The sequence below is a fragment of the Pseudoalteromonas sp. S4492 genome (assembly GCF_005886115.1).
Classification (GTDB): domain Bacteria; phylum Pseudomonadota; class Gammaproteobacteria; order Enterobacterales; family Alteromonadaceae; genus Pseudoalteromonas; species Pseudoalteromonas gelatinilytica.
Map to the genome: position 1 here is coordinate 34,099 of NZ_PNCP01000045.1, position 26,070 is coordinate 60,168.

Sequence of the window (26,070 nt, forward strand, 5' to 3'; positions counted from 1 at the left end):
TTCGAATTTAGGTTTCAGTTTTGCATTGTATATATAAAAATTTAAAACTCTATACTTACTACAAATAATCAAAATGATTGGAGTATGTATGTCTTTAAAAACCCAAATCGATGCATTTGAAGTGCAAAAGAAAGCCAATGTCCCTGCTGATATCCTAAATTTGATGGATGTCACGACTGAAAAGCTGATTGCTGAACAATTAAGTGAAAATGCTTTAAGAGTGGGTGATAAGTTTCCAGCATTTGAATTACCCGATAGCAAGGGTAAACAAATTAGCTCAACAGAATTGTTATCGAAAGGCTCGCTGGTGCTGAGCTTTTACCGTGGTGGTTGGTGCCCATATTGTAATTTAGAGCTTCGCGCACTTAATAACATGCAGCAAGCATTTGCAGATCAACATGCCCAATTAGTTGCTGTTTCTCCTCAACTACCCGATGAATCACTGTCGACTCAACAGCAAAACGAGCTGGCATATACGGTGCTTTCTGATGTGGCTAACTCATTGGCTAAAAAGTGTGGTTTGGTTTTCACGTTAGATGAGCGCTTGATCCCTATTTATGATCAGCTAGGCTTAGATATTCCTAAAGCCAATGGTGACGATAGCTACGAATTACCATTACCGGCAACTTACGTAATTGATAGCCAAGGGGTGATTCAATTTGCATTTGCTCATGAAGATTACACACTAAGAGCGGAGCCTTTAGATGTTCTTAACGCAGTTAAAGCAATTAACCGTGTTTAGTAAAGCCCTTTTTAGTCTCGTTTTATTGCTAACCTTAACTTTCTCGGGAGGCACAATGGCAGCGTCGCAAATCCAAGCAAAACCAAAGGTAATTGTGTTTGATGTCAATGAGACCTTGCTTGATCTTGAACAAATGCAAAGTTCAGTCGCTAAAGCACTCGATGGTAATACCCAGTTATTGCCGCTTTGGTTTTCGACCATGCTGCATCACTCATTAGTGAGTACGGTATCGAATGATTATCATGACTTTGCTGACATAGGCGTTGCCGCGCTGATGATGGTCGAAAGTAATAATCAAATTTCGTTAACCAAAGAGCAAGCTAAGCAAGCGATTGTGCCGCCGCTTTTATCTTTACCTGCGCATAGCGATGTTAAACCCGCATTGGCGCAATTAAAGCAAGATTATAAACTCGTCAGCTTTACCAATTCGTCAAATAATGGTGTCAAAGCGCAGTTTCAACATGCTGGCTTAACAGATTACTTTACTCACCGTTATAGTGTTGAAGATATTAAAGTATATAAACCCGATCTGCGCGCTTACAAGTGGTTGCTTGAACAATTAAATGTAGCGCCTCACGAAGCTTTAATGGTTGCAGCACATGGCTGGGATGTGGCCGGCGCTAAAGAAGCAGGAATGCAAACAGCGTTTATCGCAAGACCCGGAAAAGCCCTTTACCCATTGGCTAAGCAACCAGACTACATCGTTAAAAATCTTGAAGAGTTAGTCCTATTGCTTACTCAAAAGTAAGAAGCGATTTAATCTGTCTATCAACGCAAAGCGAAAATGCTTTGCGTTTTTTTGTGTCCAATAAAAAAGTAAACTACAGGGTGTACCTTTCTCTTTTTTGGGTATAAACTAGACGACAAATGAATATACATAGTTACGTCTGTCATGTTGATAGACTACTTTTTATGTATACCTACTTAACAATTGGACTGTGGAGTAAACATGCGTCTGCCTTTCGCACCTGCCAAATTATCATTATCTGCGTTGTTATTAGTTTCTGCTCCTTTGCTATTGCAAGGTTGTTCTGAAGCGCCACAGCAACAACAGGGTCAAATGCACCCCGCTGCTGTCGCGACTATGACAATGGAAACACACGATGCACCTTTTACTATTGAGCTGCCAGCGACGCTGTCTGGTTCAAAAGAAGTTGAAGTTCGTGCCCGTGTCACCGGTATTCTTGAATCACGCAACTTTGAAGAAGGTCAGCGTGTAGAGCAAGGCCAATCATTATTTACAATTGACCTTGAACCTTATCAACTTGCAGTTGATCGTGCGCAAGCTGCACTTGATGGTGCAAAAGCAGCGCTTGTTCAAGCTGATCGTGACGTTAAACGATTAGCTAAACTACGTGCCGAAAAGTCCGTTTCACAACGTGACTACGATAACGCAAGCTCAGCCAATGATATTGCCAAAACTGATTTAGCCGCAGCAAAAGTTGCCTTAAAAGAAGCGCAACTAAACCTTGAATATGCGCAAGTAAAAGCCCCTGTCGCAGGAGTAATGGGACGTGAGTTTGTCTCTGAAGGAACGTATGTTTCTGGTCCAGATTTATTACTGACTCAAATGACTCAGTTTGACCCTATTCGTATTCGTTTTGGCTTATCAGAGCGTGAACAACTGCAAATGCGTCAAGATGTTAAAAATGGCTCACTGACGTTACCAGAGCAAGGCCACTGGCAAACACAAATTAAACTTCAAGACGGCTCTTTATATGGACAAACCGGTGAAGTTAACTTCTCTGATGTGCGTATTAATCCAAACACAGGTACCAGTGAGTTTCAGGCAATTATTCCTAACCCTGATTTTCAGCTTCGCCCGGGCCAATTCGTTCGCGTTGAGTTAAGTGGTGCAGTACGTAAAAACGCTTTCATCGTGCCGCAACGTGCAGTACTTGATAACGGCACTGGTAAGTTTGTTTATGTTGTAAGTAAAAACGAGCAAGGTATGGATGTCGCTTTACCTGCCCCTGTTACTGTAGGTGAGTGGATCAAAAAACCAGAAAATGAGCAATACCAAAACTTTTGGTTAATTCGCAGTGGTTTAAAAGAAGGCGACCAAGTTATTGTTGATGGCATGGCACGTATTTTCTTCCCGGGTATGCCAGTCAATGTTGGCAAACCTGCCGCTAACCCAAGCCACGCAGAATAAGCACAGGGAGTCTTATGTTTTCTCGTTACTTTATAGACAGACCTATTTTTGCGTTTGTTATATCTATTGTTATTGTGCTTGCAGGCCTTGCTGCGATGCGCAGCTTACCTGTGGCGCAATATCCTGAAATAGCACCACCGGTTGTACAGGTAACCGCAGCCTACCCGGGTGCATCAGCTGATGTACTTGAGCAGACGGTTGCCACACCAATAGAAAATGCTATTACCGGTGTTGAAGGCATGATGTATATGTCATCAACGTCAACCAGTGCAGGTTCAACGACCATCGAAGTTACTTTTGAAATTGGTACTGATGTTGACCAAGCAGCCGTTAACGTAAACAACCGTGTTAAGCAGGTTGAAGCCCGTTTACCTGAAGAAACACGCCGCCAAGGTGTGGTTGTTCAAAAAGGTTCTTCTAGCTTTTTACAAGTTCATGCCTTCTACTCACCAGATGGAACACGTTCAAGTTTATGGACATCAAACTATGTCACTATGAACGTACTTGACCGTGTTAAGCGTATACCTGGCACCACCAGTGTACAAATTTTTGGTGCCAAAGATTACGCAATGCGCATTTGGCTGCGCCCTGATGTAATGAGCCAGTTAGGCGTCACTGTTGAAGAAATTGCAGGGGCAATTCGTGTACAAAACTCGCAATACGCGGCAGGTAAAATTGGTGCCACACCTACTACGCAATCTCCACAAGAGCTCGTTTATAGTGTGACTGCACAAGGGCGTTTGTCTGAGCCTGAGCAGTTTGAAAATATCATTATTCGTTCAAACACAGACGGCAGTAGCTTACGCTTAAAAGACGTTGCCCGCGTTGAACTTGGCTCAAAAGATTATAACTTCAAAGGGACGATTAACGGTAAAGAAGCGGTACTGTTAGGTATCTTCTTGCAACCTGGTGCTAACGCCCTTGATGTAGCCGAAGAAGTAAACAGTGTTATTGAAGAAATGAAAAGCCAGTTCCCTACCGGCCTTGCTCATTTAACGTCATACGACACAACCCGCTTTGTTGAAGTATCAATTCGTGAAGTTGTAAAAACACTGCTTGAAGCCATGGTATTGGTATTCTTAGTGGTGTATTTATTCTTACAAAACTGGCGCGCGACCCTAATACCGACCCTTGCAGTGCCAGTATCACTACTAGGCACATTTGCCGGCATGTATATGCTGGGATACTCAATTAACTCACTCACCTTATTCGGCATGGTGTTGTCGATTGGTATTGTTGTTGATGATGCCATCGTGGTACTCGAAAACGTTGAGCGTATCATGCACGAAGAAGGCCTAGGTGCCAGAGACGCCGCCGTTAAAGCGATGGGCGAAGTAAGCGGCCCTGTAGTGGCCATTGTTTTAGTACTTTGTTCAGTGTTTGTGCCAATTGCGTTTTTAGGCGGCTTAACCGGTGAGTTATTCCGTCAGTTCGCTATTACTATTTCGATTGCTGTGAGTTTATCGGGTATCGTTGCGTTAACGATGACGCCAGCGCTTTGTGTGCTTATTTTAAAGCAAGAACACAAGCAAACTGCCCGCTTCTTCCTATGGTTCAACAACATGTTTACCAAGATCACAGGCCGTTATGTTGGTGCTGTTGGCTTTATGGTGCGCCGTGGCCTGTTAGGACTGATCTTAATGACGGGTATGATTGCCGCTACAATTGGCCTTTGGCAAAACACCCCAGGTTCGCTTGTGCCAGATGAAGACCAAGGTTATTACATCTCTGCAATTTTCTTACCTGACGGTTCATCACTTGAGCGCACAGAGCAAGTCACACAGCAAGTTGTTGAGGCCGTGCAATCAAACCCAGCGAACGAAAACGTGGTGGCGTTTACCGGTTTTGACTTTATTGGTGGTGGTTACAAAAACAGTGCTGCAACCTTATTCGTAACTCAAAAGCACTGGGATGAACGTGAAGTTGATACCAAGGCGCTGGTGCAAGAGCTATTCATGAAAACAGCGGGTATTAAAGAGGCACTCGTGCTTGCCTTTAATCCGCCTGCAATTTTTGGTTTAGGTAACACCGGTGGTTTTGAGTTCTACATTCAAAACAAAGGTGATAGCGACCCAGACAAACTTCAACATGCAATGCAGTTGATGACAGCTGAAGCACAAAAGAGCCCTATCATTAGTGGCCTGCAAACACTTTGGCGCCCTGATGCACCGCAGCTACGTGTTGATGTTGACCGTGAACAAGCGCGTGCTATGGGTGTCGAAATTGATGATGCGTTCACTGCCCTTGCGGGTAACTTAGGGACTTATTACGTTAACGACTTCAATAAATTTGGTCGCGCATGGCAAGTACTGATGTCTGCAGATGCTGAATTTAGAATGAAGCCTGACGACATTGGTCGTATCTATGTTAAAAACAACCAAGGTACTATGGTGCCGCTTTCAGCCTTTACCACTATCGAGTATAGCCGTGGGCCTGAAAACCTAAATCGTTATAACAACTTACCTGCGGTTAAACTGATGGGTAATGCAGCACCGGGTTACAGTTCGGGTCAAGCCATTGCGGAAGTTGAGCGTATTGCGCAAGCCGTTTTACCACCTAATATGACTTACGAATGGACAGGTTCTGCATTCCAAGAAAAACGTAGTTCGGGCACCACTGGGATTGCCTTAGGCCTTGCTGTGATCATGGTATTTTTGATTCTAGCAGCGCTATATGAGCGTTGGTCACTACCGCTTTCAGTCATGCTTGCCCTGCCATTTGGTACCTTTGGTGCGCTTATAGCGGTTTGGGTCGTTGGAATGACAAACGATGTGTATTTCCAAATTGGTCTGGTAACACTTCTTGGTCTTGCTAGTAAAAACGCGATTCTTATCGTTGAATACGCCTTGATGAAACATCAACAAGGCTGGAGCGCAAGTACTGCTGCACTAGAGGCTGCACGGTTACGTTTTAGACCTATCATTATGACTTCGCTTGCATTCATTTTAGGCGTAGTGCCTCTAGTACTGAGCTCTGGCGCAGGTGCAGGTGCACGTCATAGTGTTGGTACCGGTGTAATGGGCGGTATGATGGCCGCAACATTCCTGGCCGTATTCTTTGTGCCACTGTTCTTTTATTGGTTAACGGCGCGTAAGTTAACTGAAAAACGTTCAAGACAAGAGCTTGCTGATGAGATAGCGAAACATCATCAACAAGAACATGTCAAAACCCAAGAGGGTAACCTGTAAAAAATGAAGGGCAAACAATGAGTTTGCCCTTTTTTTTGATTATTTGATTACTAGCAATTTACTGCTTCGAACGCTAGTATTAAGGAAAGATGTGTGGAGTGCAGCATGAATAATCAAAAATTAGCCGAATTTGAACAGTTTTTTCAAATCAATGAGAGCAATCGCGTCAACTTATACGCCGTTGAACCTGAAGCTGTGCCAAAAACCAATGCTGAACTCGAAGCGGATATCCCTGCTTTATTTAAACTTGCTAACGAAGTAAACGAACTTGAGCAAACCACCTTACGCCCTCTTCGTAACCTAGGTGATGTAGCTCAAGAGTTAGCGGTGTTTTTGCAAGCCCAGTCACGCAAAATTGATTTAATTATGAGCCACATTCTAGCCTCTGAGCAGCCTGAAGATAACGCTAACTATTGCGATAGCTACGGTGGTGGCGGTGTAAAACTAACTTCAACAGAAGTGTATGAATTGGGTCAAACATTTCGTACTAAGTTGTTCTTGCAGCACGAAGCATCTGCCATTTATTGCTATACCGAATTAGTCGCCATTGAAAAGTGTGATGATGATAAATACCAATACACATTATTGTTTACAGCGATTCGAGATGCTGACCAAGATTTAGTCGTAAGAGCTGCGTTGCATGCTCAAACGCGCCAACTAAAAAAACGTCAACAAGAAAACAAGCAGCAAGACAGTTAAAAATCACGCTTTATCGCGCACAAAAAGCTGACATCTATGGCTAAAATGCTAAACTAGCCCCACCTTAGTTTGTTTATTACCTTCATGAAATTTAGACTTTTACCTGAATGGGCTGAGCAAGATGCCGTCATGCTTACTTGGCCACACCAAGATACTGATTGGGCAGCAAATTTAACTGCTGTTGAGCCTGTGTATGTAGCACTTTGCCAAGCAATAAGCCAACAACAAGATGTTGTTATTGTGGCTCATGATAATGCGCTTAAAGCACATATTGAGACATTACTTGAAAACGCAGAAGTTGATGCTAAACGCATTCACTTTGTGGTGACACCGTGTAACGATACTTGGGCACGCGACCATGGTCCATTAACCTGTGCGAATATTGATGACGCAACAGAATTAAAAGTAATGGATTTTATTTTTAATGGTTGGGGCAATAAATTTGCAAGTGAACTTGATAACCAAATTAATCAAGTGCTTGTAAAACAAGTCGCTAATCCTAAAAATGGTTATCAGCAAAGTGAACTGGTTCTTGAAGGCGGTGGCGTTGAAATCAACGAACACGGTGTGCTACTCACAACGAGCGAGTGCTTGTTAAACCCAAATCGTAACCCAGAACTTACAAAAGCAGATATAGAAAAAACGCTGGTTGAGCAACTAGGCGCTACGTCGTTTCTTTGGGTTGATCACGGTTACCTTGCGGGTGATGATACCGACAGCCATATTGATACGCTGGTACGTTTTGCTCCAAACAACACCCTCGTTTATGTACAGTGTGATGATAAAGATGATGAGCACTTTGCAGCCCTTGATGCAATGGAAAAGCAACTGCAATCATTTAAAACAGCTGAGGGTGAAAACTACTCACTGATTGCCTTACCTTGGCCAAAAGCAGTGTTCAATGAAGATGGTGACAGACTACCTGCCACATACGCTAATTATTTAATTATCAATAAAACCGTTTTAGTACCAATTTATGGTGATGAAAACGACCAACTTGCGCTTGGTCAGGTTGCCAAAGCATACCCAGATCACACTGTGGTGGGTATTAATTGTGTGCCAATTATTCACCAATTTGGCAGCTTACACTGTATTACAATGCAATTACCGCGCGGCTTTTTAGCAGGAACAAACAATGACTAAACCAACGCATTTAAAGGTTGCTCTTGTTCAGCAATCAAACACCGATAATGCTCAAGACAATATGGCAAAATCTATTGCTGGTATTCGTGATGCAGCAAGCCAAGGCGCTAAGCTTATTGTTCTTCAAGAGCTACACCGCAGTTTATATTTTTGCCAAACCGAAGATGTAGACGTTTTTGATTTAGCAGAAACAATTCCAGGTCCAAGTACAGACACCTTAGGCGCACTTGCCAAAGAACTCAATGTGGTGATCGTGTCATCATTATTCGAAAAGCGCGCTACAGGGCTTTATCACAATACTGCTGTGGTACTTGAAACTGACGGGAGCATTGCCGGTAAATACCGTAAAATGCATATTCCTGATGACCCAGGTTTTTACGAGAAGTTTTACTTCACACCGGGTGATTTAGGTTTTGAGCCTATTCAAACCTCTGTCGGTAAATTAGGCGTATTAGTGTGTTGGGATCAATGGTTCCCAGAGGCGGCACGCTTAATGGCAATGGCTGGTGCTGAAATTTTAATTTACCCAACAGCCATAGGTTGGGACCCGCGTGATGAAAAAGACGAACAAACTCGTCAAAAAGACGCGTGGGTTATTTCACAACGCGCTCATGCAGTTGCCAATGGCGTACCGGTGATCAGCTGTAACCGTGTTGGCCACGAAAGTGATCCAAGCGGTCAAAGTGAAGGTATTCAGTTCTGGGGTAACTCGTTTATCGCGGGCCCTCAAGGTGAAATTTTAGCCGAAGCAAACAACAGCGATGAGCAATTATTGGTTGTAGAATTAGACCAAGCACGTAGTGAAAACATACGTCGAATTTGGCCTTACCTTCGTGATCGTCGTATCGATCACTATCAGGACTTAACCAAGATTTATCGAGACTAAGCAGTAAAAACAGTTTAAAGGAGTAGTAAATGGCGTTTGCGCAATGGGCAGCATTGCCTTGGGTAAAATCTGAAAAAGATAAAATTCAATGGGGACAACTTACCGGTAGCGGGCTTAGCATCGCTATCGCAGAAGGTGTAAAACAACACAACGAGCTGGTTGTGATTGTCACCCCAGATACGCCGAGCGCCCTACGCCTTGAAACTGAACTCGAATTTCTATTGCCTAAAAACCCAGTCATGGTCTTCCCTGACTGGGAAACGCTACCTTATGATCATTTTTCGCCGCATCAAGATATTATTTCAGCGCGCTTAGCCACCTTAAATACCTTAAAAAAAGAACAACAAAGCGTATTAATCGTGCCAGTGTCGACCTTAATGCTGCGTACAGCCCCTGCTTCGTTTATTTATGGTTCAACCCTTAACTTTAAAGTGGGTGATACCCTAGATACGCACACCCTACGTGAAAACCTTGAACAAGCGGGCTATTTACATGTACAACAAGTGATGGAGCATGGTGAATACGCGATTCGCGGCTCTATCGTTGACTTATACCCTATGGGTAGCCCTCACCCATTTCGTTTAGACTTTTTTGATGATGAGCTCGACAGCATTCGTTTATTTGATGTTGAAAGCCAACGTTCAGATGAAAAGGTCGACAAAATTGAGTTACTACCAGCTCACGAATTCCCAACTAACGACGCTGACATTGAGCGTTTTCGTATCAATTATCGTGAACAATTTGGCGCAAGCTCAGAGCAAGACTCAATTTATATGCAGGTGACTAAAGGAACCTGGCCTGCCGGTATCGAATATTATATGCCACTTTTTTTTGATGGATTGGCAACCATCTTCGATTACTTACCAAGCAATACGACGTTTATGCATTATGGCGATATTGAACATGCTGCTGATCAGTTTTGGCACGATGTAAATGTTCGCTACGAAAACCGCCGTGTTGATCCACTCAGACCACTTCTTGAGCCAATTAAGCTATATCAAAGCGTTAATGAGCTGTTTGGTGAATTTGCTAAATACGCACGTATTCGTTTATCGCAAGCCAAGTTAGGCACCAAAGCGGGTCATACAAACCTGGCTAGTAAAGAGCTGCCCAATGTTCGTATTGATCATAAGTTACATGAACCGTATCAAGGCTTAATAAACTACGTTACTAGCGAGAAAAAACAAAAAGGACGTGTACTGCTCTCGGTTGAATCGGACGGCCGCCGCGAATCATTACTCACCTTATTAAAACCAAGTGGTTTAAAGCTCAAAGAATTTGAATCGTTTAGCGATTTTACCAACAGTTCGAGTGATGTTGGCCTTATCGTTTCGCCACTAGAGCAAAGTGTGGTGTTAGACGGCAAACCGCGTTTAACTATAATCACAGAGCAAGAATTATTAGGCATTAAGGTCTCGCAACGTCGACGCCGTAAACACAAATACGAAGCCAGCCAAGATGCGCTGATTCGTAACCTTGCTGAGCTACGCGAAGGCCAACCGATTGTGCACCTTGATCATGGTGTAGGCCGCTACCAAGGCCTTGAAACTATCGATGCTGCCGGTGTGATCACTGAATTTGTTACGATAATCTACGCTAACGAGGCAAAGCTATACGTGCCCGTTTCTGCATTACATATGCTTAGCCGCTATTCTGGTGGCGAAGAGGCCTCTGCCCCGCTCCATAAATTGGGCTCCGATGCATGGGAAAAAGCCAAGAAACGTGCCGCTGAAAAAGTCCGTGATGTGGCTGCTGAACTGTTAGATATTTACGCAAAACGCCAAGCTAAACCGGGCAACCAATTTAAGCTTGATGGCAGTGCTTATCGTCAGTTTAGCGACAGCTTCCCATTTGAAGAAACTGACGATCAACGCAACGCCATTGAGTCTGTGCTCGGTGATATGCAAAGTAAGCAAGCGATGGACCGTCTAGTGTGTGGTGACGTTGGCTTTGGTAAAACTGAAGTGGCAATGCGTGCAGCTTTTGTGGCCGTAAACGATAACAAGCAGGTTGCGGTACTTGTACCCACCACACTGCTTGCACAGCAACACTATGAGAACTTTAAAGACCGTTTTGCTGATTTACCAATTGAGGTCGGTGTTTTATCGCGCTTTAACTCAACCAAAGAGCAAAAAGACACCCTCGATAAAATGGCTGAGGGTAAAATAGATATCGTTATCGGTACTCACAAGCTAATTCAACAAGATATTCAATTTAAAGATTTGGGCTTATTGATTGTTGACGAAGAGCACCGTTTTGGGGTGCGTCAAAAAGAAAAAATCAAAGCATTACGTGCCGATGTCGATATTTTAACGCTCACAGCAACCCCTATCCCACGTACATTAAATATGGCAATGAGTGGCATGCGTGATCTATCAATTATTGCCACACCGCCTGCGAAACGTTTAGCGGTTAAAACCTTTGTTAGACAAAGAGATGCAGAGCTTATTCGTGAAGCAATTCTGCGTGAAATTAAACGCGGTGGTCAGGTGTATTTCTTACATAATAATGTTGAAACCATAGACCGAGTTGCTGAAGAAATCAGTGAATGGGTCCCTGAAGCCAGCGTAACAACCGCACATGGTCAAATGCGAGAGCGCGAGCTTGAGCAAATTATGAGTGATTTTTATCACCAGAAATATAACGTGATTGTGTGTACCACCATCATCGAAACTGGTATTGATGTACCGACTGCCAACACCATTATTATGGATAGAGCAGATAAACTCGGTCTGGCACAACTGCATCAATTGCGTGGTCGTGTTGGCCGAAGCCATCACCAAGCGTATGCCTACCTTCTCACTGGTAACCCAAAATCACTTAGTAAAGATGCGGTTAAACGCCTTGAAGCGATTGAATCGCTGGAAGACTTGGGTGCAGGTTTTGCGCTCGCAACTCATGACTTAGAAATTCGTGGTGCCGGTGAGCTGCTTGGTGATGACCAATCAGGTCAAATGCAAACCATAGGTTTTAGTTTGTATATGGAAATGCTTGAGCAAGCGGTCAACTCGCTCAAAGAAGGTAAAGAGCCAACCCTTGAGAACCTACTCGGTCAGCAAACCGAAGTGGACTTAAAGCTGCCAGCGTTATTGCCTGATGATTATATTCATGATGTCAACGTACGTTTAGGTATCTATAAACGCATTGCAAGCTGTGCTAACCTCAATGATATGGACGAGTTACAGGTAGAGCTGATTGACCGTTTTGGTCTGCTGCCTGACGCCACTAAAAACTTATTCAGTTTGCAGCAATTAAAACTGCAAGCCAGTCATATTGGCATTAAAAAGATTGAAGCAAACCCGAAAGGCGGCTATTTTGAGTTTAGCCAGCATACAAAGGTTAACCCTAGCTTCATTATAGGTTTGATACAAAGTGCACCGCAGGTGTATAAAATGGATGGCGCAAATAAACTGCGCTTTGCAATTAGCGAAGCCAACGCTCGCGAACGCTTAAAAATGGTCACTGCAATGATTGCAGATTTCGAGAAAAAGGTTAGCCATTAATGTTGTTTAGAAATAGTTTACTACTGCTTTGTTGCTTATTTACAAGCTCGTCATTTGCAGCACGTTGGTTCGAAATAGAAGTTCTTATTTATAAACAGCGCCCGGCCCCCTATTTACAGGAAGATTTCAGTTTAAAACACGATGAAATCAACGCTAAGCGTAGCAAAGATCTATTAACTCCTGCATACACAGCGCAAGCGAAACAAGCATGTATTGAGGGTGATAGCCGCTTTCGCAGTGATTCTTTCACGGATTCTTTAGTGAATAGCAATCCTCACTCAAACGTGTGTGATGACAGTGTTGATTTTTTAGCAAGCTATAATCAACTGCCTGTTACACCTGTTGTTGAACCCCGTGAAGACACAGACGAAATATATTTAATTGCACCAGAACAATTACAGTTTGTTGAGCAAAAAAATCAGCTTGATAGAAAAGGCTTAACGCCCATTTTGCACACAGGCTGGCGTTTTCCTGAAATGAGTGAAAAAAGAGCACCGAGTATTCGCCTATTTTCCGGCGATCACTTAGCAAAACACGCAAGTCCAGTAGAGAGTGAAAATAACGATTTTATTAGTTTAGTCGGCCCTACTGAACGCTATATTCCTGAACAATTACAACATGTACCTGAGTGGGAATTAGACGGTTTAATGAAGATTTATGTTCGTCATTACCTATTCATCAATGCTGATTTTGATATTAGTCAGCGTTTAGAAAACGGTGATTACGAAAAGGCACGTTTTTCACAATTTAAACGTGTGATCAGTAACGAGATACATTATTTTGATCACCCACGAATGGGAATGATCCTTCAAATAAGACGCTACAACCATTAATGGATACAATTATGAAAAAATATATGGCAATTGCAGCAGCGGCTGCAGCACTTACTTTAGCGGGTTGCTCAAAAGTAAATTTAGAGAACTACGAAAAAATTGAAATTGGCATGGATAAAGCTGAAGTAGAAGCGATTTTAGGCTCTGCAGATAAGTGTGAAGAAAAAACACTACACACTAACTGTATCTGGGGTAACAAAGATAAAAATATCGAAATTACGCTAGTATCAGACAAAGTATCGCTTTACAGCAAAACGGGTTTAGACGCTAAATAAATCCGAGTGGGTGGCTAAAGCCACCCTTTCATCTTTCATCTTTCATCTTTCATCTTTCATCTTTCATCTTTCATCTTTCATCTTTCAAAATGTCTGTTTGCGAGTAAATACGCTCAATATTGATGATCTTGCTGCGATTTAACGTAATCTTGTAACGCTGATACAAAGTCTCTTCTTCACTTTGCGTGAACACTAAAACCACATTTAACTGATAGCGCCTCTCAACAGCCTGCTTAGATATTTTGTTACTATCAAGATGATAAAGCTTACCTTCACCGCGTTTTAAATAACGAGCAAAGGGTGCCAAGCTAAATTGCATGGTTTGTTGCAAGGTGTCGTAGCCAGGTAAAAACTCTTTGGCGTTAACTTGTGTTTCGCTTGCAAAATGCAGCCACTGAGCAGCTTGTTTATTTTGATGACGACGCTTTGAAAAAATTCTTCTGACTGCTTTAGGAATACGTTTAAAGGTGGTGTATTCAAGCCAAATGTATTGGCTGGCTATTTTGTCTTTAGTTATGCTGTTTTTAAACTGAAAACGCCATTTTGGCCGCCCTCTAACGATAGCCCGCCAGATCACCCGTGTGATATCTTCTTTAAATATCTCACGAAGACCGTAAATAACGCCTAAGATCAAAATCAAGGTTGCTGTCACTTCGGTAAAGTTTGAACGTGCATTCAGCACGACAAGCATCACAAAGGCCATAATCACAGCCGTCACCGTGCCCTTCACCATGCGCTTTAAGTAACTGTTTAAATGCCGTGTAGTGCGATTAAGTACCACCCCATGCTCAATTAAACGTTGTAATAGGCGCATTTTATTGGTGATACGGTTGGCATCTTCGAGTGTAGATTGCGAGTTATACTCTTGCTCTTCTCGGTAACTGTTTTCTGCTTTACAAAACTCTAATAGCTCACTACGTTCTTTCGCAAAATCACTGCTGCGCGGCCCTTCATCTAATAACTTCAAAAAAGACTGCTCGACATGCCAGCTTAAGTAGTTATCCGCGTTTTTATAAAAAGGAAGAAGCTTTTCATCATCAGGTGTATAGCGTCTTAGTTTTTTCAGCAAGCCTTTTGTTTGCTCGCACAATTCGATAGCGGCAGGATAAAACTCATCGGCTTCTTGGTACTTTAAAGTGTCTTTGATATCTGCATTGAGCGCGAGTCGCACTTGATAACAATACAAGTTTAAGTTTTGTCGATAATCTTGTTGTTCACCTTTGTTTTTACTAACAAAACGGCTTCTAACTAAGGGTAAGTGAATGTTGTTAGCGTTATACGCAAGGTGCGCTTTAAAATTGTTGTTAAAGAAAGATTCTTCGCTCAGTGTTTGTGGATTAACACTCATTTCATTCGGAATGGAAAAATACAGGTCGAGTCGTTGCTCTGTGCGTGGTTTAAGCTCAGGCTCAATAATAAAAGATAAGTTTTCGTCTTGTTTAAGCAATATCACCTCGTTTTTAACTAATGCTCCCTTAGTTTACGCGTTGATAGGCTTTCAGACAATAAAAAAGGCCCAGTAAAAACTGGGCCTTAGTAATCATTTCAAACTAGATTAGAACTTGATGTTCATACCAGCGAAGAAACGACGACCTAGTACATCGTATGTGTACGGGTCAGTGTTTGAGTCATTGTTACCTGAGTAGTAAGGTGCTTGCTTATCGAATAAGTTGTTAACACCTGCAGAGAATGACACTGTGTCGTTCATGATGTATGAACCACTGATGTCGTGGTATACAACAGTACCAACGCTTGGTACTAAACACTCGCTGTCGTCAGCAAGACAAGAGTAGCTGTCTAAGCCGTCGATCATACGTGCTTGGTATTGTGCATCCCAGTTGTCGCCAGACGCGTTAAGAGTGAAGTTAGACTTAACTTTCGCGTAGCTACCGATACCTGAAGTTACAAGACCTGTGTAATCGATTGTGCTTGTGCCTGAATCAACGATGTACTCATCAAGAATAGTTACATCAAGACCTGTGCGCCAGTTAAGACCTGCAGCTTCAAATGCATACTTGAAGTTTACGTCGTAACCTTTAGTAGATTCATTACCAATATTTTGTAATTGGTTGTTGAAGCTAATACGGCCAGTACTTTGGTTGAAGTTGATTGCAGAAGACTGACATAGTGCAGTATCTTGGTTCTTGTATGCACCAGTAGAAGCATCAAGACAGTTTTCAACGATGTATTGGTTGTTTACGCTTGAAATTGAGTTTTCGATTTCGATTTCATAGTAGTCAACAGTCATTGAGAAACCGTCGAACCACTCTGGAGCGTATACGAAACCAGCTGTTACTGTATCAGCAAGCTCTGGCGTTAATTGGTCGTTACCACCAACAGTTACTTCAGCTTGGTCTTGTGCACCAGGGAAGCTAACTTGTTCGAATGAAGGTGATTTACCTTGGTAAAGCTCAGATACTGTAGGAGCACGGAATGCAGTTGAACGAACAGCACGTAGCATTAATTCGTCGTTTACACGCCAAGTTAGACCTAGTTTCCAAGTCTCGTCTGAACCAAATGTGCTGTAATCGAATGCACGAACAGCAGCGCTTAAATCAACCATTTGTGCAAATGGTGCGTCAGCTAGTAGTGGAACAGCAAATTCAACGTACGCTTCGTTAACGTCGAAACGACCACCAGTTGGTTCAACACGTGGGTCATTTGCAAGACCTTGTGAAGTTAGTGAATCTGGAACGTACCATGCTTTTTCTTCACGACGCTCGATACCCGCTGCGAAACCAACGTAACCTGCAGGAAGTTCCATTACTTCACCGTTAAGGCCAGCAGAGATCACTAGTAATTGGCTACCACCTGAGTTGTTTTCAGTGTAGTTGTATTGTGCAAGGTTGCTACCTGACCAATCAGATTGGTTTAGTGGGTTGAAGTCACCCGCTTCGATTGCGTCTTGGATTGAACCCATGTTAAGTAGGTTAGTTGCGCGGTCAACTGAGTCGTTACGACCGAATACTACTGAAGTATCCCAGCCCCAACCGTTGTCGAATGCACCGTCAAGACCAACTACTGCACGTACTGTGTCAACTACTTGCTCATAACCACGAGGACCTACGTCAGTCATACGACGACCGTAAGAGATTTCTTCACCATCAGCTACGCCGTGAGAAAGAAGTGAATCACCCATAGTTGCTGCATCGTAAGTGAAGTCAAACCATACTGGCTGTGGAGCCATTTGTTGAGTTGACCAACGCTTAGAGTAAGTGAATTCTGACACTAAACGAGTATCGTCAGTTAAATCAAAGTGACCAATACCTGTTAGGTTTAAACGACGCATTGGTGTGTAAAGGTAGCTAGTTGCTGAGTAGTTGTATGCATCACCAGCTGAAGTGAAGTCGTGCCACTCGCCGTCAGCTTGACCTTGTAAGCTTGCATTTTCAGCCCAAACGTGACCGAAAGGCGTGTAAGAAGAACCACCACAGTAGAAGCTACCGTTTTCGTAATCTTCTTCGATTGGACAATCAGAGAAATCACGGTCTGCTTGAGAAGCATCGCCACGGTCAGTGTATTGTAAACCAATTACAACATTACCACGGTCAAAGCTTGAACCCATTGTGATATCGAAAGACGTTTCGTCTGCATCGCCTTCACCAGTGATAGCACCGTTAAGGTTCATGTCTAGACCTTCGAAGTCGTCTTTTAAGATGATGTTAACAACACCAGCTACCGCGTCAGTACCGTATACAGCAGATGCGCCGTCTTTTAGTACTTCAACTTGCTTGATCATTGATACTGGGATTGTGTTTAAGTCAACAGTTGATGCTGCGCCAGTACCAGAGTTGATCATACGACGACCGTTTACTAGTACTAGAGTACGCTGTGCACCTAAACCACGTAGGTCAACACGTGCGTTACCGCCTGAACCGTTGTTAACAGCAGGGTTAGTCATCGCACCGCTTGCTGCAGTCATTTTTTGTAGAACGCCATCGATGCTTGATGCACCCATTGCTTTGATGTCATCTGCGCCGATTAAAGTTACAGGACTAGACGTCTCCATATCGGTACGCTTAATGCGAGAACCTGTAACTTGAATTTTTTCAATAGACTCTGCTGCATCATCAGCAGCTAAAACTTGCATGCTTGAGAACATTGGGATTGCTGATACAACAGCTAAACCAAGAATTGATTTTTTCATGTGAAAACCCTACTTGTTGGAAATTTACCTTTAGTCAGGTAGCGCTCGTTATTATTAGAATCACGAGTCAGCGGAGGGCAACTTAGGCGCAGTTAACTGAACGAAAACTGAATGATAGATCAAATAAAAAACAGCAATAAATTACAGTTTCCATTTTAGGTAAAAAGGTTTCACCATGTATCAATGTTAACAGAAAAAAACACTAGAAAATCAGGCAAGTAATAAACTTAAGAACCAAAAAAAACACGATTGAAATCAATTGCACGCACTTTGTAATCAAGTGTAACTAACACCTAATTAGTGCTACAAATGAAATTTTTACAAGTTGATCACACAACGTTATAAAAACCGTAAAGGCTTAGTAAGACTGCTAACCATAGTTATTCACTAAAATTAACTAAATAGACAAAGTTAGCCTGTTTAACAGTGCATTAGAGGATGATTTTTAGGTTTTGTTCCGATTGTTTGTAATTTCACACAAACAAACGACCAATGAAGAGAATTTAAATAGAAAAAGATGACCGGGTCATGACATTGCTCACAGTGTTAATTAAGTTTGTAACACGGTGAGCAAGCAAAAATTGGCTTAGTGAGACTGCAGAGAATCGAAATAATAAAATAGTGTTTGCGGCTGATCGTCTGCATTAATATAAGTAACAGTCATTTTCCAAGTCATTACTGACTCAGAACACGCCCCTACCATAGTATCAGCAGCCCAAAGTTGACCTGATTTTTTAAACTGCAGTGGAATAAACCCCATGTACATAGTGACACCTTCGAGTTTTGCAGAAAGGTTATTTGCATTACTTGGCAGCTTTAGGTTAATTGTAAACGGCGTTTCTGGGCTTATATCAGAATTGCTTAGCCAGATTTCATCATTATTAGGGTAATGACAATGGCTGTTATTTTCGCAACTTGTACTTGTGCTGCCCTCTTCTATACTTTGGCTATCACATGCAGCTAAAAATACACTGAAAAGGAAAATGGGTAATAAACTAGTTCGCACTCTATTTGCCTGTATAAAATAAAAGCGGATACTAGTGAGCTACCCGCGAAAAGACAACCATGCTAAATGGAATAAGCTAATAAAAATACAATCTCTGACAAAAAATAACCAACAAAGCGTTAAAATTTGATTGATGTCATAATTTTATGCAATTGACCTATCTTTTTAAGGTCAAAAATTTTATCATTTCCATCGCAAAAATAAGGGTTTCTCGAGTTTGTTTTCTGAAGCTAACATCTTTAGCTAGCTTTAGGTAACACGCTTGTGAAGTAATAGTAGGCCCCACTTTTTATGAAAGTGGGTAATTCATTTCTAAAACGCATTAATTGCAGCGGAAGCCAGAAAATGAGCCAAACAGTAGCATCACAAACTGAGTACAATTATAAAGTTGTACGCCAATTCGCTATTATGACAGTGATTTGGGGCATCGTTGGCATGAGTGTTGGGGTTCTGATTGCTGCCCAATTAGCTTGGCCAGCTCTTAACTTTGATACACCATGGTTAACTTACTCTCGACTACGTCCGTTACACACGAACGCAGTAATTTTCGCATTTGGTACAAGTGCACTTTTTGCGACGTCTTATTACGTCGTTCAACGTACATGTCAAACGCGCCTTTTCTCAGATAAACTAGCAGCCTTCACCTTCTGGGGTTGGCAACTAGTTATCGTACTAGCAGCGATTACCTTACCTTTAGGTATCACAAGCTCAAAAGAATACGCAGAACTTGAATGGCCAATCGATATTCTTATCGCGATTGTTTGGGTTACATACGCAGTTGTATTCTTTGGTACGTTAATCAAGCGTAAAGTATCGCACATCTACGTTGCGAACTGGTTCTACGCTGGTTTCATCATTACTGTTGCCGTTTTACACATTGTAAACAGCATGGCAATTCCAGTTTCACTTACTAAATCATACTCTATCTACGCAGGTGCTGTAGATGCAATGGTTCAGTGGTGGTACGGTCACAACGCTGTTGGTTTCTTATTAACTGCTGGTTTCTTAGGTATGATGTACTACTTCGTACCAAAACAAGCAGGTCGCCCTGTTTATTCTTACCGTTTATCGGTAGTTCACTTCTGGGCACTTGTTTCTTTATACATCTGGGCAGGTCCTCACCACCTACACTACACTGCGCTTCCAGACTGGACGCAAAGCTTAGGTATGGTTATGTCAGTTATCTTATTCGTTCCATCTTGGGGTGGTATGATCAACGGTATCATGACGTTATCAGGTGCTTGGCATAAACTACGTACTGACCCAGTATTACGTTTCTTAGTTGTTTCTCTATCATTCTACGGTATGTCTACGTTCGAAGGCCCTATGATGGCTATCAAGTCAGTTAACGCGCTTTCTCACTACACTGACTGGACTGTAGGTCACGTACACTCAGGTGCACTAGGTTGGGTTGCAATGATTTCTATCGGTGCTATCTACCACCTTATCCCTGCACTATTCTCACAAGGCCGTATGTTCAGTGTTAAATTAGTTAACACGCACTTCTGGTTACACACTGTGGGTGTTGTTCTATACATCGTAGCAATGTGGATCTCAGGTGTAATGCAAGGTCTAATGTGGCGTGCAGTAAACTCTGACGGTACGTTAATGTACAGCTTTGTACAATCGTTAGAAGCTTCTCACCCATTCTATATCATGCGTTTCCTAGGCGGTGTATTCATCGTAACTGGTATGCTAATTATGGCTTACAACGTTTATCGTACAGTGACAGCGAAAAAAGACTCGCTTCAACTAGACGCTGACGCACAATTGGCATAATGGAGTAGGACGATGAGCAATAATAATTCACAAAACAAACACGAAATAGTCGAAAAGAACGTTGGCCTTATGGCTATCTTGACTGTTTTTGCTATCAGCTTTGGTGCACTTGTTGAGATTACTCCACTAATGTTCCAAGACGATACGACTAAACCTGTTGACGGCTTACGCCCTCTTACAGCGTTAGAAATGGAAGGCCGCGATATCTATGTGCGTGAAGGTTGTTACAACTGTCACTCTCAAATGATTCGTCCTTTCCGTGATGAGGTTGAGCGTTACGGTCACTACTCTGTAGCTGGTGAAACAGTATGGGATCACCCATTCCAATGGGGTTCAAAACGTACTGGTCCTGACCTAGCTCGTGTTGGTGAGCGTTACTCAGACGATTGGCACCATGCTCACTTAATGGACCCACGTGCTGTGGTTCCTGAGTCAAACATGCCAGCGTTTCCTTGGTTAGACGAAAACAGAGTCGATACGACCCATACACTTAAAAAGCTTCAAGTATTCCGTGATAGCTTCGGAATCGACAAAGCAAGCGACCGTTACGACGGTAAAGGTTACGGAAGTGACGAAGAGCTACAAGCTGACATTGCGAAAATCGAAGCCATGAACGATGGTAAAGGCGCAACTGAAATGCAAGCTCTAATCGCTTACTTACAACAGCTTGGCACACACTTGAAGTAATTATTATGGATTACGGAACATACAGAGGCATTTTGACTCTGGTAATTTTAGTACTGTTTATTGTGATTGTTGTATGGGCATACAGCAAGCGTAGCAAAAGCCGATTTGATAACGCTGCTAATGCCATTTTTGAAGATGAAAAAAAACACAACAACACAATCTCTAACGAGGAAAAGGAGTCTGAGAAATGACTAGCTTTTGGAGTATTTGGGTTATCGTATTAACCCTTGCGTGTCTTGCTATCATCTTCGGCCTACTTCTGTGGAACTTAAAAAACTACACAGGTGTGAAAGAAGGCGAGAGCTGTGGTCACGAGTTTGACGGCATTGAAGAACTAAACAATCCACTTCCAAAGTGGTGGACATACATGTTCTTCGCAACATTCATTTGGTCTGTCTATTACCTTGCAGCTTACCCAGGTTTAGGTAACTGGGAAGGTTTAGGTAAATGGACAAGTTCTAACCAAGGTATTACTTCTTTAGCTGAGTCTAAAGAAGCAACTGAACAAGCATTAGCTAACGGTGAGAACGTTCAATTAGACCAAGAGTATATCGCTGCTGATGAGCGTTTTGGCCCAATCTTTGAATCATTTGCTAAGCAAGATATTGAATCACTAGTAAAAGATGAAAAAGCGCTTGAAATTGGTCAACGTTTATTCTCTCAAAACTGTGCACAGTGTCATGGTTCAGATGCACGTGGTGGTCAAGGCTTCCCTAACCTAACTGATAAAGATTGGTTATACGGCGGTACGCCAGACAAGATCAAAGAAACGCTTCTTTACGGTCGTGTTGCTGCGATGCCACCTTGGGGTGCTGCACTTGGCGAGCAAGGTGTTAAAGAAATGACAGCTCACGTACTTAGCCTTTCTGGCCGTACAGTTAACCAAAAAGACGCTGCTGCAGGTGCTGCTAAGTTTGCAATGTGTGCTGCGTGTCACGGTGCTGACGGTAAAGGTTCTGTTGCACATAACTTACCATTTGGTGCGCCTAACCTAACAGATAACATCTGGTTATACGGTGGTTCTAAACGTGCAGTTGAAGAAACACTTATGAATGGCCGCGCCGGTGTAATGCCAGCATGGAAAGACATTCTTGGTGAAGATAAAGTTCACCTATTAACAGCTTACGTTTACAGCTTATCGCAAGATAAATAACCACGCGGTTAATAAAATGTATAAACAATTAATCTTTTAATTCAATAGATTAATTAAGATCAAAAAAGCCTCCATCTGGAGGCTTTTTTTTAGTCTTTTGCTTTTAGATCCGATAAAATGCGTACAACGTTTTTAAAGGTATAAGTCTATGAAACCCACTCCTTGGTATAAAAACTTTTGGCCATGGTTTTTAATCTCTTTTCCACTTGCAGCTATCATCGGCTGTGCTGGTCTTATTTATATGGCAATTGGCAACGGCCCAGATATGGTTGTTGACGATTATTATAAAAAAGGCAAAGCAATCAACCTTGAACTCAGTAAATTTAATAAAGCTAAAGCGCTTTATTTACATGGCGATTTAGATATTACTAACGATAAAGTCACGTTCACTTTTACGAAAGGTGATGCTAGTAATGTTCATTCTTTAAAAATGTCATTTTATCATCGCACCATTAAAGCCAATGACTTTGATGTGAGCTTAATGAAAAACGCCCATGGTGATTTCACTGCCCTACTCGACACCCACGTTGATGGTGCATACACAGTGTTTATTGAACCAATCGATAACAGTTGGAAACTTAAAGAAGATGTAATTCTGCCAACTGAAAAAACGATTTCGATTAGCCCTGAATATAAGTAGTAAACTCTAATGTCCGATAATTGCTTTCATTGTCTTGAAAGTGTGCCAAAAGGCTTTAATGCGACTGTCGAAATAGACGGTAAGGCACAACCTATGTGTTGTATTGGTTGCCAAACGGTTGCTGAGAATATCGTCGCCCAAGGCATGACCGATTACTATAAATTTAGAACTGTACGCTCTGGAAAGGTTGAACAACTAGTTCCAGAGCAGCTTGAATTGATTAAAAGTTACGATAACGAAGATATTCAAGATGAGTTTATTTCTGCCACAAATGACTTATCAGAAGTACTTCTTACCGTCGAAGGTATCACCTGTGCTGCCTGCGCTTGGTTAATCGAGAAACAATTACTTAATTTAAAAGCAATTAAGCGCGTGGATGTAAATACATCAACTAATCGTGCCATGATCCAGTGGGATAAATCGGTCACACCGCTTAGCCAAATTATCACCTCATTACACGAAATCGGCTATAAAGCGTACCCATTTCAAGCAGATCTTGAAGCGAGTCAAAAACAACAAGCCGCAAAAGCGTACATCCGCCGTTTAGGGGTTGCGGGTCTGATGACCATGCAAGTTATGATGTTCGCCTTTGCCATGTATTTTGGCATGTTTTCGGGCATGGAAGAGAACTTCGAGCAGTATTTTCGCTGGATAAGCTTGGTCCTTGCGTCACCGGTAATTCTTTACAGTGCCCTGCCATTCTTAACCAATGCCATTAATGGTTTAAAAGCCAAACAGCTGAATATGGACTTACCTGTTTCATTAGCGATCTTTGGTGCCTATGGAGCTAGCTGTTATGCCACGTTAATGTCGGTTGGCGAAGTATATTTTGAATCTATCTGTATGTTTACCTTCTTATTACTATTGGGTAAATATTTAGAATTTAGAGCTCGTTTAAAAGCCAGTGAGTTTACCGCTAACTTGCAAAAGTTATTGCCTCTTACTGCTCGTATTATCGATGAGAATAATCAAGAATCAATTATTGCGGCTAAAAAACTAAAACTGGGTGATGTTGTGTTGATCAAAGCAGGTGAAACCATTCCTGCTGATGGTGTTGTTACAAAAGGCAAAACCACGGTTGATGAAGCCATGATGACAGGTGAGCATCAACCCGTTAATAAGTTTATCAGCCATCAAGTTTACGCAGGCACTATTAACCATGATGGTGTGATCAGTATAGAGATCAACAAAATAGGTCAAAATACGCTGCTTAATCAAATTATTAAGTTACAACACACCGCGTTAACTAAGCGTCCGCGATTAGTCGAAATCACGGATAAAGTCGCGCAGTGGTTTGTTGCTTGTTTATTACTGTTCGCCTCAATTACAGCAATTGGTTGGTATCAAATAGACCCCGAACATGCCTTTTGGGTCACTATTTCGGTGCTTGTTGCAACCTGTCCTTGTGCACTGAGCTTAGCGATCCCTACTGCCCTTACCTGTGCAGTAGCGAGCTTAACAAAGCGTGGAATTTTAATTAAGCAAGCCCACGTATTAGAAACGCTACCGCAACTAACCGATATTGCCTTTGATAAAACAGGCACCCTGACCCAAGGTCGTTTCACTATAGAGCGTGTTGAACTAGTAAATAGCCAGTACAGTGAAGCAGATGCATTACGACTAGCAGCACAACTTGAAAGCTTCTCTGAGCACCCTATTGCTAATGCATTTGCAACTTACAATGACTCAGTTAATCCGATTGAGAATGTCACAATCGAACCAGGTAAAGGCATCACCGCAGAACTCAACGAACAACATATCGCGATAGGTAAAAGCGGTTGGTTCGATACCGAAAAAGCAGATGCTCAAGCAACCTTGTATATCGATAAACAAATTGTGGCGCGCTTTTACTTAGCTGATAGCCTTCGCGGTAATGCAGATAAATTGATCGCTGAATTACATTCGCAACAGATAAAATGCCATATGTTAACGGGTGATGCGTCGAACAGTGGTGAGCGAATTGCAAAACAATTAAATTTAGATACCGTGCATGCAGCATGTAGCCCACGTGACAAACAAACCCATGTCGAAGCACTTGCCAGTAAAGGTGCCATTGTTGCTATGGTGGGTGATGGCGTGAATGACAGCCCTGTATTTGCCAGTGCGCATTTATCGATTGCGATGGAAACCGGCGCTGATATTTCCAAAAACAGTGCCGATGTGGTATTACTCAATAGTGATCTAACCGCCATAGAGCATTTGCTCACAGTGTCGAAAAAGACGCGCCGTATTGTTAAGCAAAACTTGGCATTATCACTTATTTACAATGGTTCGATTTTACCATTGGCAGCCCTTGGCCTTGTTGCTCCTTGGATGGCTGTAATTGGTATGTCTGCAAGCTCCATTTTGGTTATTACCAACTCATTAAGGTTATTAAAACTATGAGTATCATCTACATGCTTATCCCGATCGCCATTTTATTTGTGCTAATTGCCATTGGGGTATTCTTTTGGGCTGTAAAAAGCGAACAATTTTCTGATTTAAACAAACAGGGCCACAGTATCCTGTTCGAAGACGATAAAGAGCAGCACAACAAAAGTAATGATTGATCCGCTGTTTATTAGTGCATTTGTAATGGGGTTGTTAGGCAGTGGTCATTGCCTAGCGATGTGTGGTGGCATTGCCAGTAGTTTACAGCTTGCCGCTAATAAAAACCGTGCTGTCAGTTTTTCTGTTGCTTATAACCTTGGCCGTGCGCTTAGTTACATGCTTGCTGGCGCGCTAGTCGCTGGAATTAGCAGCCGTTTTGCAGCGCAAAATACTACGATTTCAATAGCCTTGTCGTTTTTAAGTGGTATTTTTATGCTCCTTGTTGGGGTTTATATTATGCGCTTAGCAGCAACCCTACAGTGGCTAGAAAAGCTTGGTAAAACCTTAATATGGCAGCATCTAGCGAAGCTCAATCGTTATTTGTTACCGGTTGATACAACCCCAAAAGCCCTGCTGTATGGCGCTTTATGGGGCTGGTTGCCCTGTGGTTTAGTTTATTCAGCGCTAACCTGGGCACTCACTAGCCCATCAGCCTTACATGGTGCAGGTGTTATGTTATTTTTCGCGTTAGGAACCTTTCCTGCGATGATAAGCGTAGGTCTAGTCAGCCAGAAAATAAACACTATTTTCAACCATGTTTGGACTAGGGTTATTCTAGGCAGCGTAATAATATGGTACGGTATATACTTATTAATTATAGCAACCGATAAGCTAGTTCATTAATCTTACGTGTTGTTAACTTAT

At 42.3% G+C, this 26,070-nt stretch carries 21 protein-coding genes; 18 read left to right on the top strand and 3 right to left on the bottom strand.

All coding sequences use genetic code 11. The annotated features are described in order from the left end of the window. The first annotated feature begins 88 nt into the window (after positions 1 to 88). The 10 genes from CWC28_RS15390 (at position 89) to CWC28_RS15435 (ending at position 13,424) form a co-directional block, all read left to right on the top strand. Entirely contained in the window at positions 89 to 742 is a 654-nt protein-coding gene (locus CWC28_RS15390) for a peroxiredoxin-like family protein (RefSeq protein WP_138625383.1), read from the top strand. Between the two features lie 55 nt (positions 743 to 797). Beyond that, entirely contained in the window at positions 798 to 1,490 is a 693-nt protein-coding gene (locus tag CWC28_RS15395) for a haloacid dehalogenase type II (protein ID WP_138625384.1), read from the top strand. A 201-nt stretch (positions 1,491 to 1,691) separates the two neighbouring features. After that, positions 1,692 to 2,897, top strand: a complete 1,206-nt coding sequence (locus CWC28_RS15400) for an efflux RND transporter periplasmic adaptor subunit (RefSeq protein WP_063704843.1) — start codon at positions 1,692 to 1,694, stop codon at positions 2,895 to 2,897. Positions 2,898 to 2,911: 14 nt separating this feature from the next. Next, complete coding sequence (locus CWC28_RS15405) at positions 2,912 to 6,085, top strand: efflux RND transporter permease subunit (protein ID WP_063704841.1); 3,174 nt, start codon at positions 2,912 to 2,914, stop codon at positions 6,083 to 6,085. A gap of 105 nt (positions 6,086 to 6,190) precedes the next feature. Next, positions 6,191 to 6,784 carry a hypothetical protein gene (locus CWC28_RS15410; RefSeq protein WP_063704838.1) on the top strand — a complete coding sequence of 198 codons (594 nt, stop codon included), beginning with the start codon at positions 6,191 to 6,193 and terminating at the stop codon, positions 6,782 to 6,784. 84 nt (positions 6,785 to 6,868) lie between these two features. Next, entirely contained in the window at positions 6,869 to 7,927 is a 1,059-nt protein-coding gene (locus tag CWC28_RS15415) for an agmatine deiminase family protein (protein WP_105174241.1), read from the top strand. Further along, positions 7,920 to 8,813, top strand: coding sequence for a carbon-nitrogen hydrolase (locus CWC28_RS15420; RefSeq protein ID WP_054553061.1), 894 nt, complete (start codon positions 7,920 to 7,922; stop codon positions 8,811 to 8,813). The genes CWC28_RS15415 and CWC28_RS15420 overlap by 8 nt, the downstream gene beginning before the upstream one ends. A 29-nt stretch (positions 8,814 to 8,842) precedes the next feature. Beyond that, positions 8,843 to 12,316 carry a transcription-repair coupling factor gene (mfd, locus tag CWC28_RS15425; RefSeq protein WP_105174242.1) on the top strand — a complete coding sequence of 1,158 codons (3,474 nt, stop codon included), beginning with the start codon at positions 8,843 to 8,845 and terminating at the stop codon, positions 12,314 to 12,316. Continuing rightward, a complete protein-coding gene (locus CWC28_RS15430) occupies positions 12,316 to 13,149 on the top strand; it encodes a CsiV family protein (protein ID WP_138625385.1) in 834 nt (277 codons plus the stop codon). Before mfd ends, CWC28_RS15430 begins: the two co-directional genes overlap by 1 nt. Before the next feature lie 11 nt (positions 13,150 to 13,160). Continuing rightward, complete coding sequence (locus CWC28_RS15435; protein ID WP_063706142.1) at positions 13,161 to 13,424, top strand: DUF3862 domain-containing protein; 264 nt, start codon at positions 13,161 to 13,163, stop codon at positions 13,422 to 13,424. Between the two features lie 70 nt (positions 13,425 to 13,494). Here CWC28_RS15435 and CWC28_RS15440 read toward each other — a convergent pair whose 3' ends face one another. From CWC28_RS15440 to CWC28_RS15450, 3 genes are all read right to left on the bottom strand, one after another. Beyond that, entirely contained in the window at positions 13,495 to 14,871 is a 1,377-nt protein-coding gene (locus CWC28_RS15440; RefSeq protein WP_138625386.1) for a hypothetical protein, read from the bottom strand. A gap of 108 nt (positions 14,872 to 14,979) precedes the next feature. After that, entirely contained in the window at positions 14,980 to 17,571 is a 2,592-nt protein-coding gene (locus CWC28_RS15445) for a TonB-dependent receptor plug domain-containing protein (RefSeq protein WP_105174244.1), read from the bottom strand. A gap of 586 nt (positions 17,572 to 18,157) precedes the next feature. Continuing rightward, a complete protein-coding gene (locus CWC28_RS15450; RefSeq protein ID WP_105174245.1) occupies positions 18,158 to 18,577 on the bottom strand; it encodes a hypothetical protein in 420 nt (139 codons plus the stop codon). Positions 18,578 to 18,922: 345 nt separating this feature from the next. On the opposite strand from CWC28_RS15450, the gene ccoN reads away from it, so the two are divergent. From ccoN to CWC28_RS15490, 8 genes are all read left to right on the top strand, one after another. Continuing rightward, complete coding sequence (ccoN, locus tag CWC28_RS15455; protein ID WP_063704817.1) at positions 18,923 to 20,356, top strand: cytochrome-c oxidase, cbb3-type subunit I; 1,434 nt, start codon at positions 18,923 to 18,925, stop codon at positions 20,354 to 20,356. A 12-nt stretch (positions 20,357 to 20,368) separates the two neighbouring features. Next, positions 20,369 to 21,043: a cytochrome-c oxidase, cbb3-type subunit II gene (ccoO, locus tag CWC28_RS15460; protein WP_105174246.1), complete on the top strand. Its 675-nt coding sequence runs from the start codon at positions 20,369 to 20,371 to the stop codon at positions 21,041 to 21,043. Between the two features lie 5 nt (positions 21,044 to 21,048). After that, entirely contained in the window at positions 21,049 to 21,234 is a 186-nt protein-coding gene (locus CWC28_RS15465) for a cbb3-type cytochrome oxidase subunit 3 (protein ID WP_054561331.1), read from the top strand. Continuing rightward, complete coding sequence (ccoP, locus tag CWC28_RS15470; RefSeq protein WP_105174247.1) at positions 21,231 to 22,196, top strand: cytochrome-c oxidase, cbb3-type subunit III; 966 nt, start codon at positions 21,231 to 21,233, stop codon at positions 22,194 to 22,196. The genes CWC28_RS15465 and ccoP overlap by 4 nt, the downstream gene beginning before the upstream one ends. A 148-nt stretch (positions 22,197 to 22,344) precedes the next feature. Then, positions 22,345 to 22,836 (top strand): FixH family protein, encoded by a 492-nt coding sequence (locus CWC28_RS15475; RefSeq protein ID WP_063704811.1) that lies wholly within the window; start codon positions 22,345 to 22,347, stop codon positions 22,834 to 22,836. A 9-nt stretch (positions 22,837 to 22,845) separates the two neighbouring features. Continuing rightward, a complete protein-coding gene (locus CWC28_RS15480; RefSeq protein ID WP_105174248.1) occupies positions 22,846 to 25,221 on the top strand; it encodes a heavy metal translocating P-type ATPase in 2,376 nt (791 codons plus the stop codon). Beyond that, entirely contained in the window at positions 25,218 to 25,385 is a 168-nt protein-coding gene (gene ccoS, locus CWC28_RS15485) for a cbb3-type cytochrome oxidase assembly protein CcoS (RefSeq protein ID WP_054553052.1), read from the top strand. The genes CWC28_RS15480 and ccoS overlap by 4 nt, the downstream gene beginning before the upstream one ends. Next, positions 25,378 to 26,049, top strand: a complete 672-nt coding sequence (locus CWC28_RS15490; protein ID WP_105174249.1) for a sulfite exporter TauE/SafE family protein — start codon at positions 25,378 to 25,380, stop codon at positions 26,047 to 26,049. Before ccoS ends, CWC28_RS15490 begins: the two co-directional genes overlap by 8 nt. Positions 26,050 to 26,070 lie beyond the last annotated feature (21 nt).

Coding starts and splice junctions, on each gene's coding strand:
- CWC28_RS15410 (WP_063704838.1), top strand. CDS start 6,191: ATGAATAATCAAAAATTAGCCGAATTTGAACAGTTTTTTCAAATCAAT.
- CWC28_RS15435 (WP_063706142.1), top strand. CDS start 13,161: ATGAAAAAATATATGGCAATTGCAGCAGCGGCTGCAGCACTTACTTTA.
- CWC28_RS15465 (WP_054561331.1), top strand. CDS start 21,049: ATGGATTACGGAACATACAGAGGCATTTTGACTCTGGTAATTTTAGTA.
- CWC28_RS15415 (WP_105174241.1), top strand. CDS start 6,869: ATGAAATTTAGACTTTTACCTGAATGGGCTGAGCAAGATGCCGTCATG.
- mfd (WP_105174242.1), top strand. CDS start 8,843: ATGGCGTTTGCGCAATGGGCAGCATTGCCTTGGGTAAAATCTGAAAAA.
- CWC28_RS15475 (WP_063704811.1), top strand. CDS start 22,345: ATGAAACCCACTCCTTGGTATAAAAACTTTTGGCCATGGTTTTTAATC.
- CWC28_RS15400 (WP_063704843.1), top strand. CDS start 1,692: ATGCGTCTGCCTTTCGCACCTGCCAAATTATCATTATCTGCGTTGTTA.
- CWC28_RS15430 (WP_138625385.1), top strand. CDS start 12,316: ATGTTGTTTAGAAATAGTTTACTACTGCTTTGTTGCTTATTTACAAGC.
- CWC28_RS15490 (WP_105174249.1), top strand. CDS start 25,378: ATGATTGATCCGCTGTTTATTAGTGCATTTGTAATGGGGTTGTTAGGC.
- CWC28_RS15390 (WP_138625383.1), top strand. CDS start 89: ATGTCTTTAAAAACCCAAATCGATGCATTTGAAGTGCAAAAGAAAGCC.
- ccoO (WP_105174246.1), top strand. CDS start 20,369: ATGAGCAATAATAATTCACAAAACAAACACGAAATAGTCGAAAAGAAC.
- CWC28_RS15395 (WP_138625384.1), top strand. CDS start 798: ATGGCAGCGTCGCAAATCCAAGCAAAACCAAAGGTAATTGTGTTTGAT.
- CWC28_RS15480 (WP_105174248.1), top strand. CDS start 22,846: ATGTCCGATAATTGCTTTCATTGTCTTGAAAGTGTGCCAAAAGGCTTT.
- CWC28_RS15445 (WP_105174244.1), bottom strand. CDS start 17,571: ATGAAAAAATCAATTCTTGGTTTAGCTGTTGTATCAGCAATCCCAATG.
- CWC28_RS15405 (WP_063704841.1), top strand. CDS start 2,912: ATGTTTTCTCGTTACTTTATAGACAGACCTATTTTTGCGTTTGTTATA.
- ccoN (WP_063704817.1), top strand. CDS start 18,923: ATGAGCCAAACAGTAGCATCACAAACTGAGTACAATTATAAAGTTGTA.
- ccoP (WP_105174247.1), top strand. CDS start 21,231: ATGACTAGCTTTTGGAGTATTTGGGTTATCGTATTAACCCTTGCGTGT.
- ccoS (WP_054553052.1), top strand. CDS start 25,218: ATGAGTATCATCTACATGCTTATCCCGATCGCCATTTTATTTGTGCTA.
- CWC28_RS15420 (WP_054553061.1), top strand. CDS start 7,920: ATGACTAAACCAACGCATTTAAAGGTTGCTCTTGTTCAGCAATCAAAC.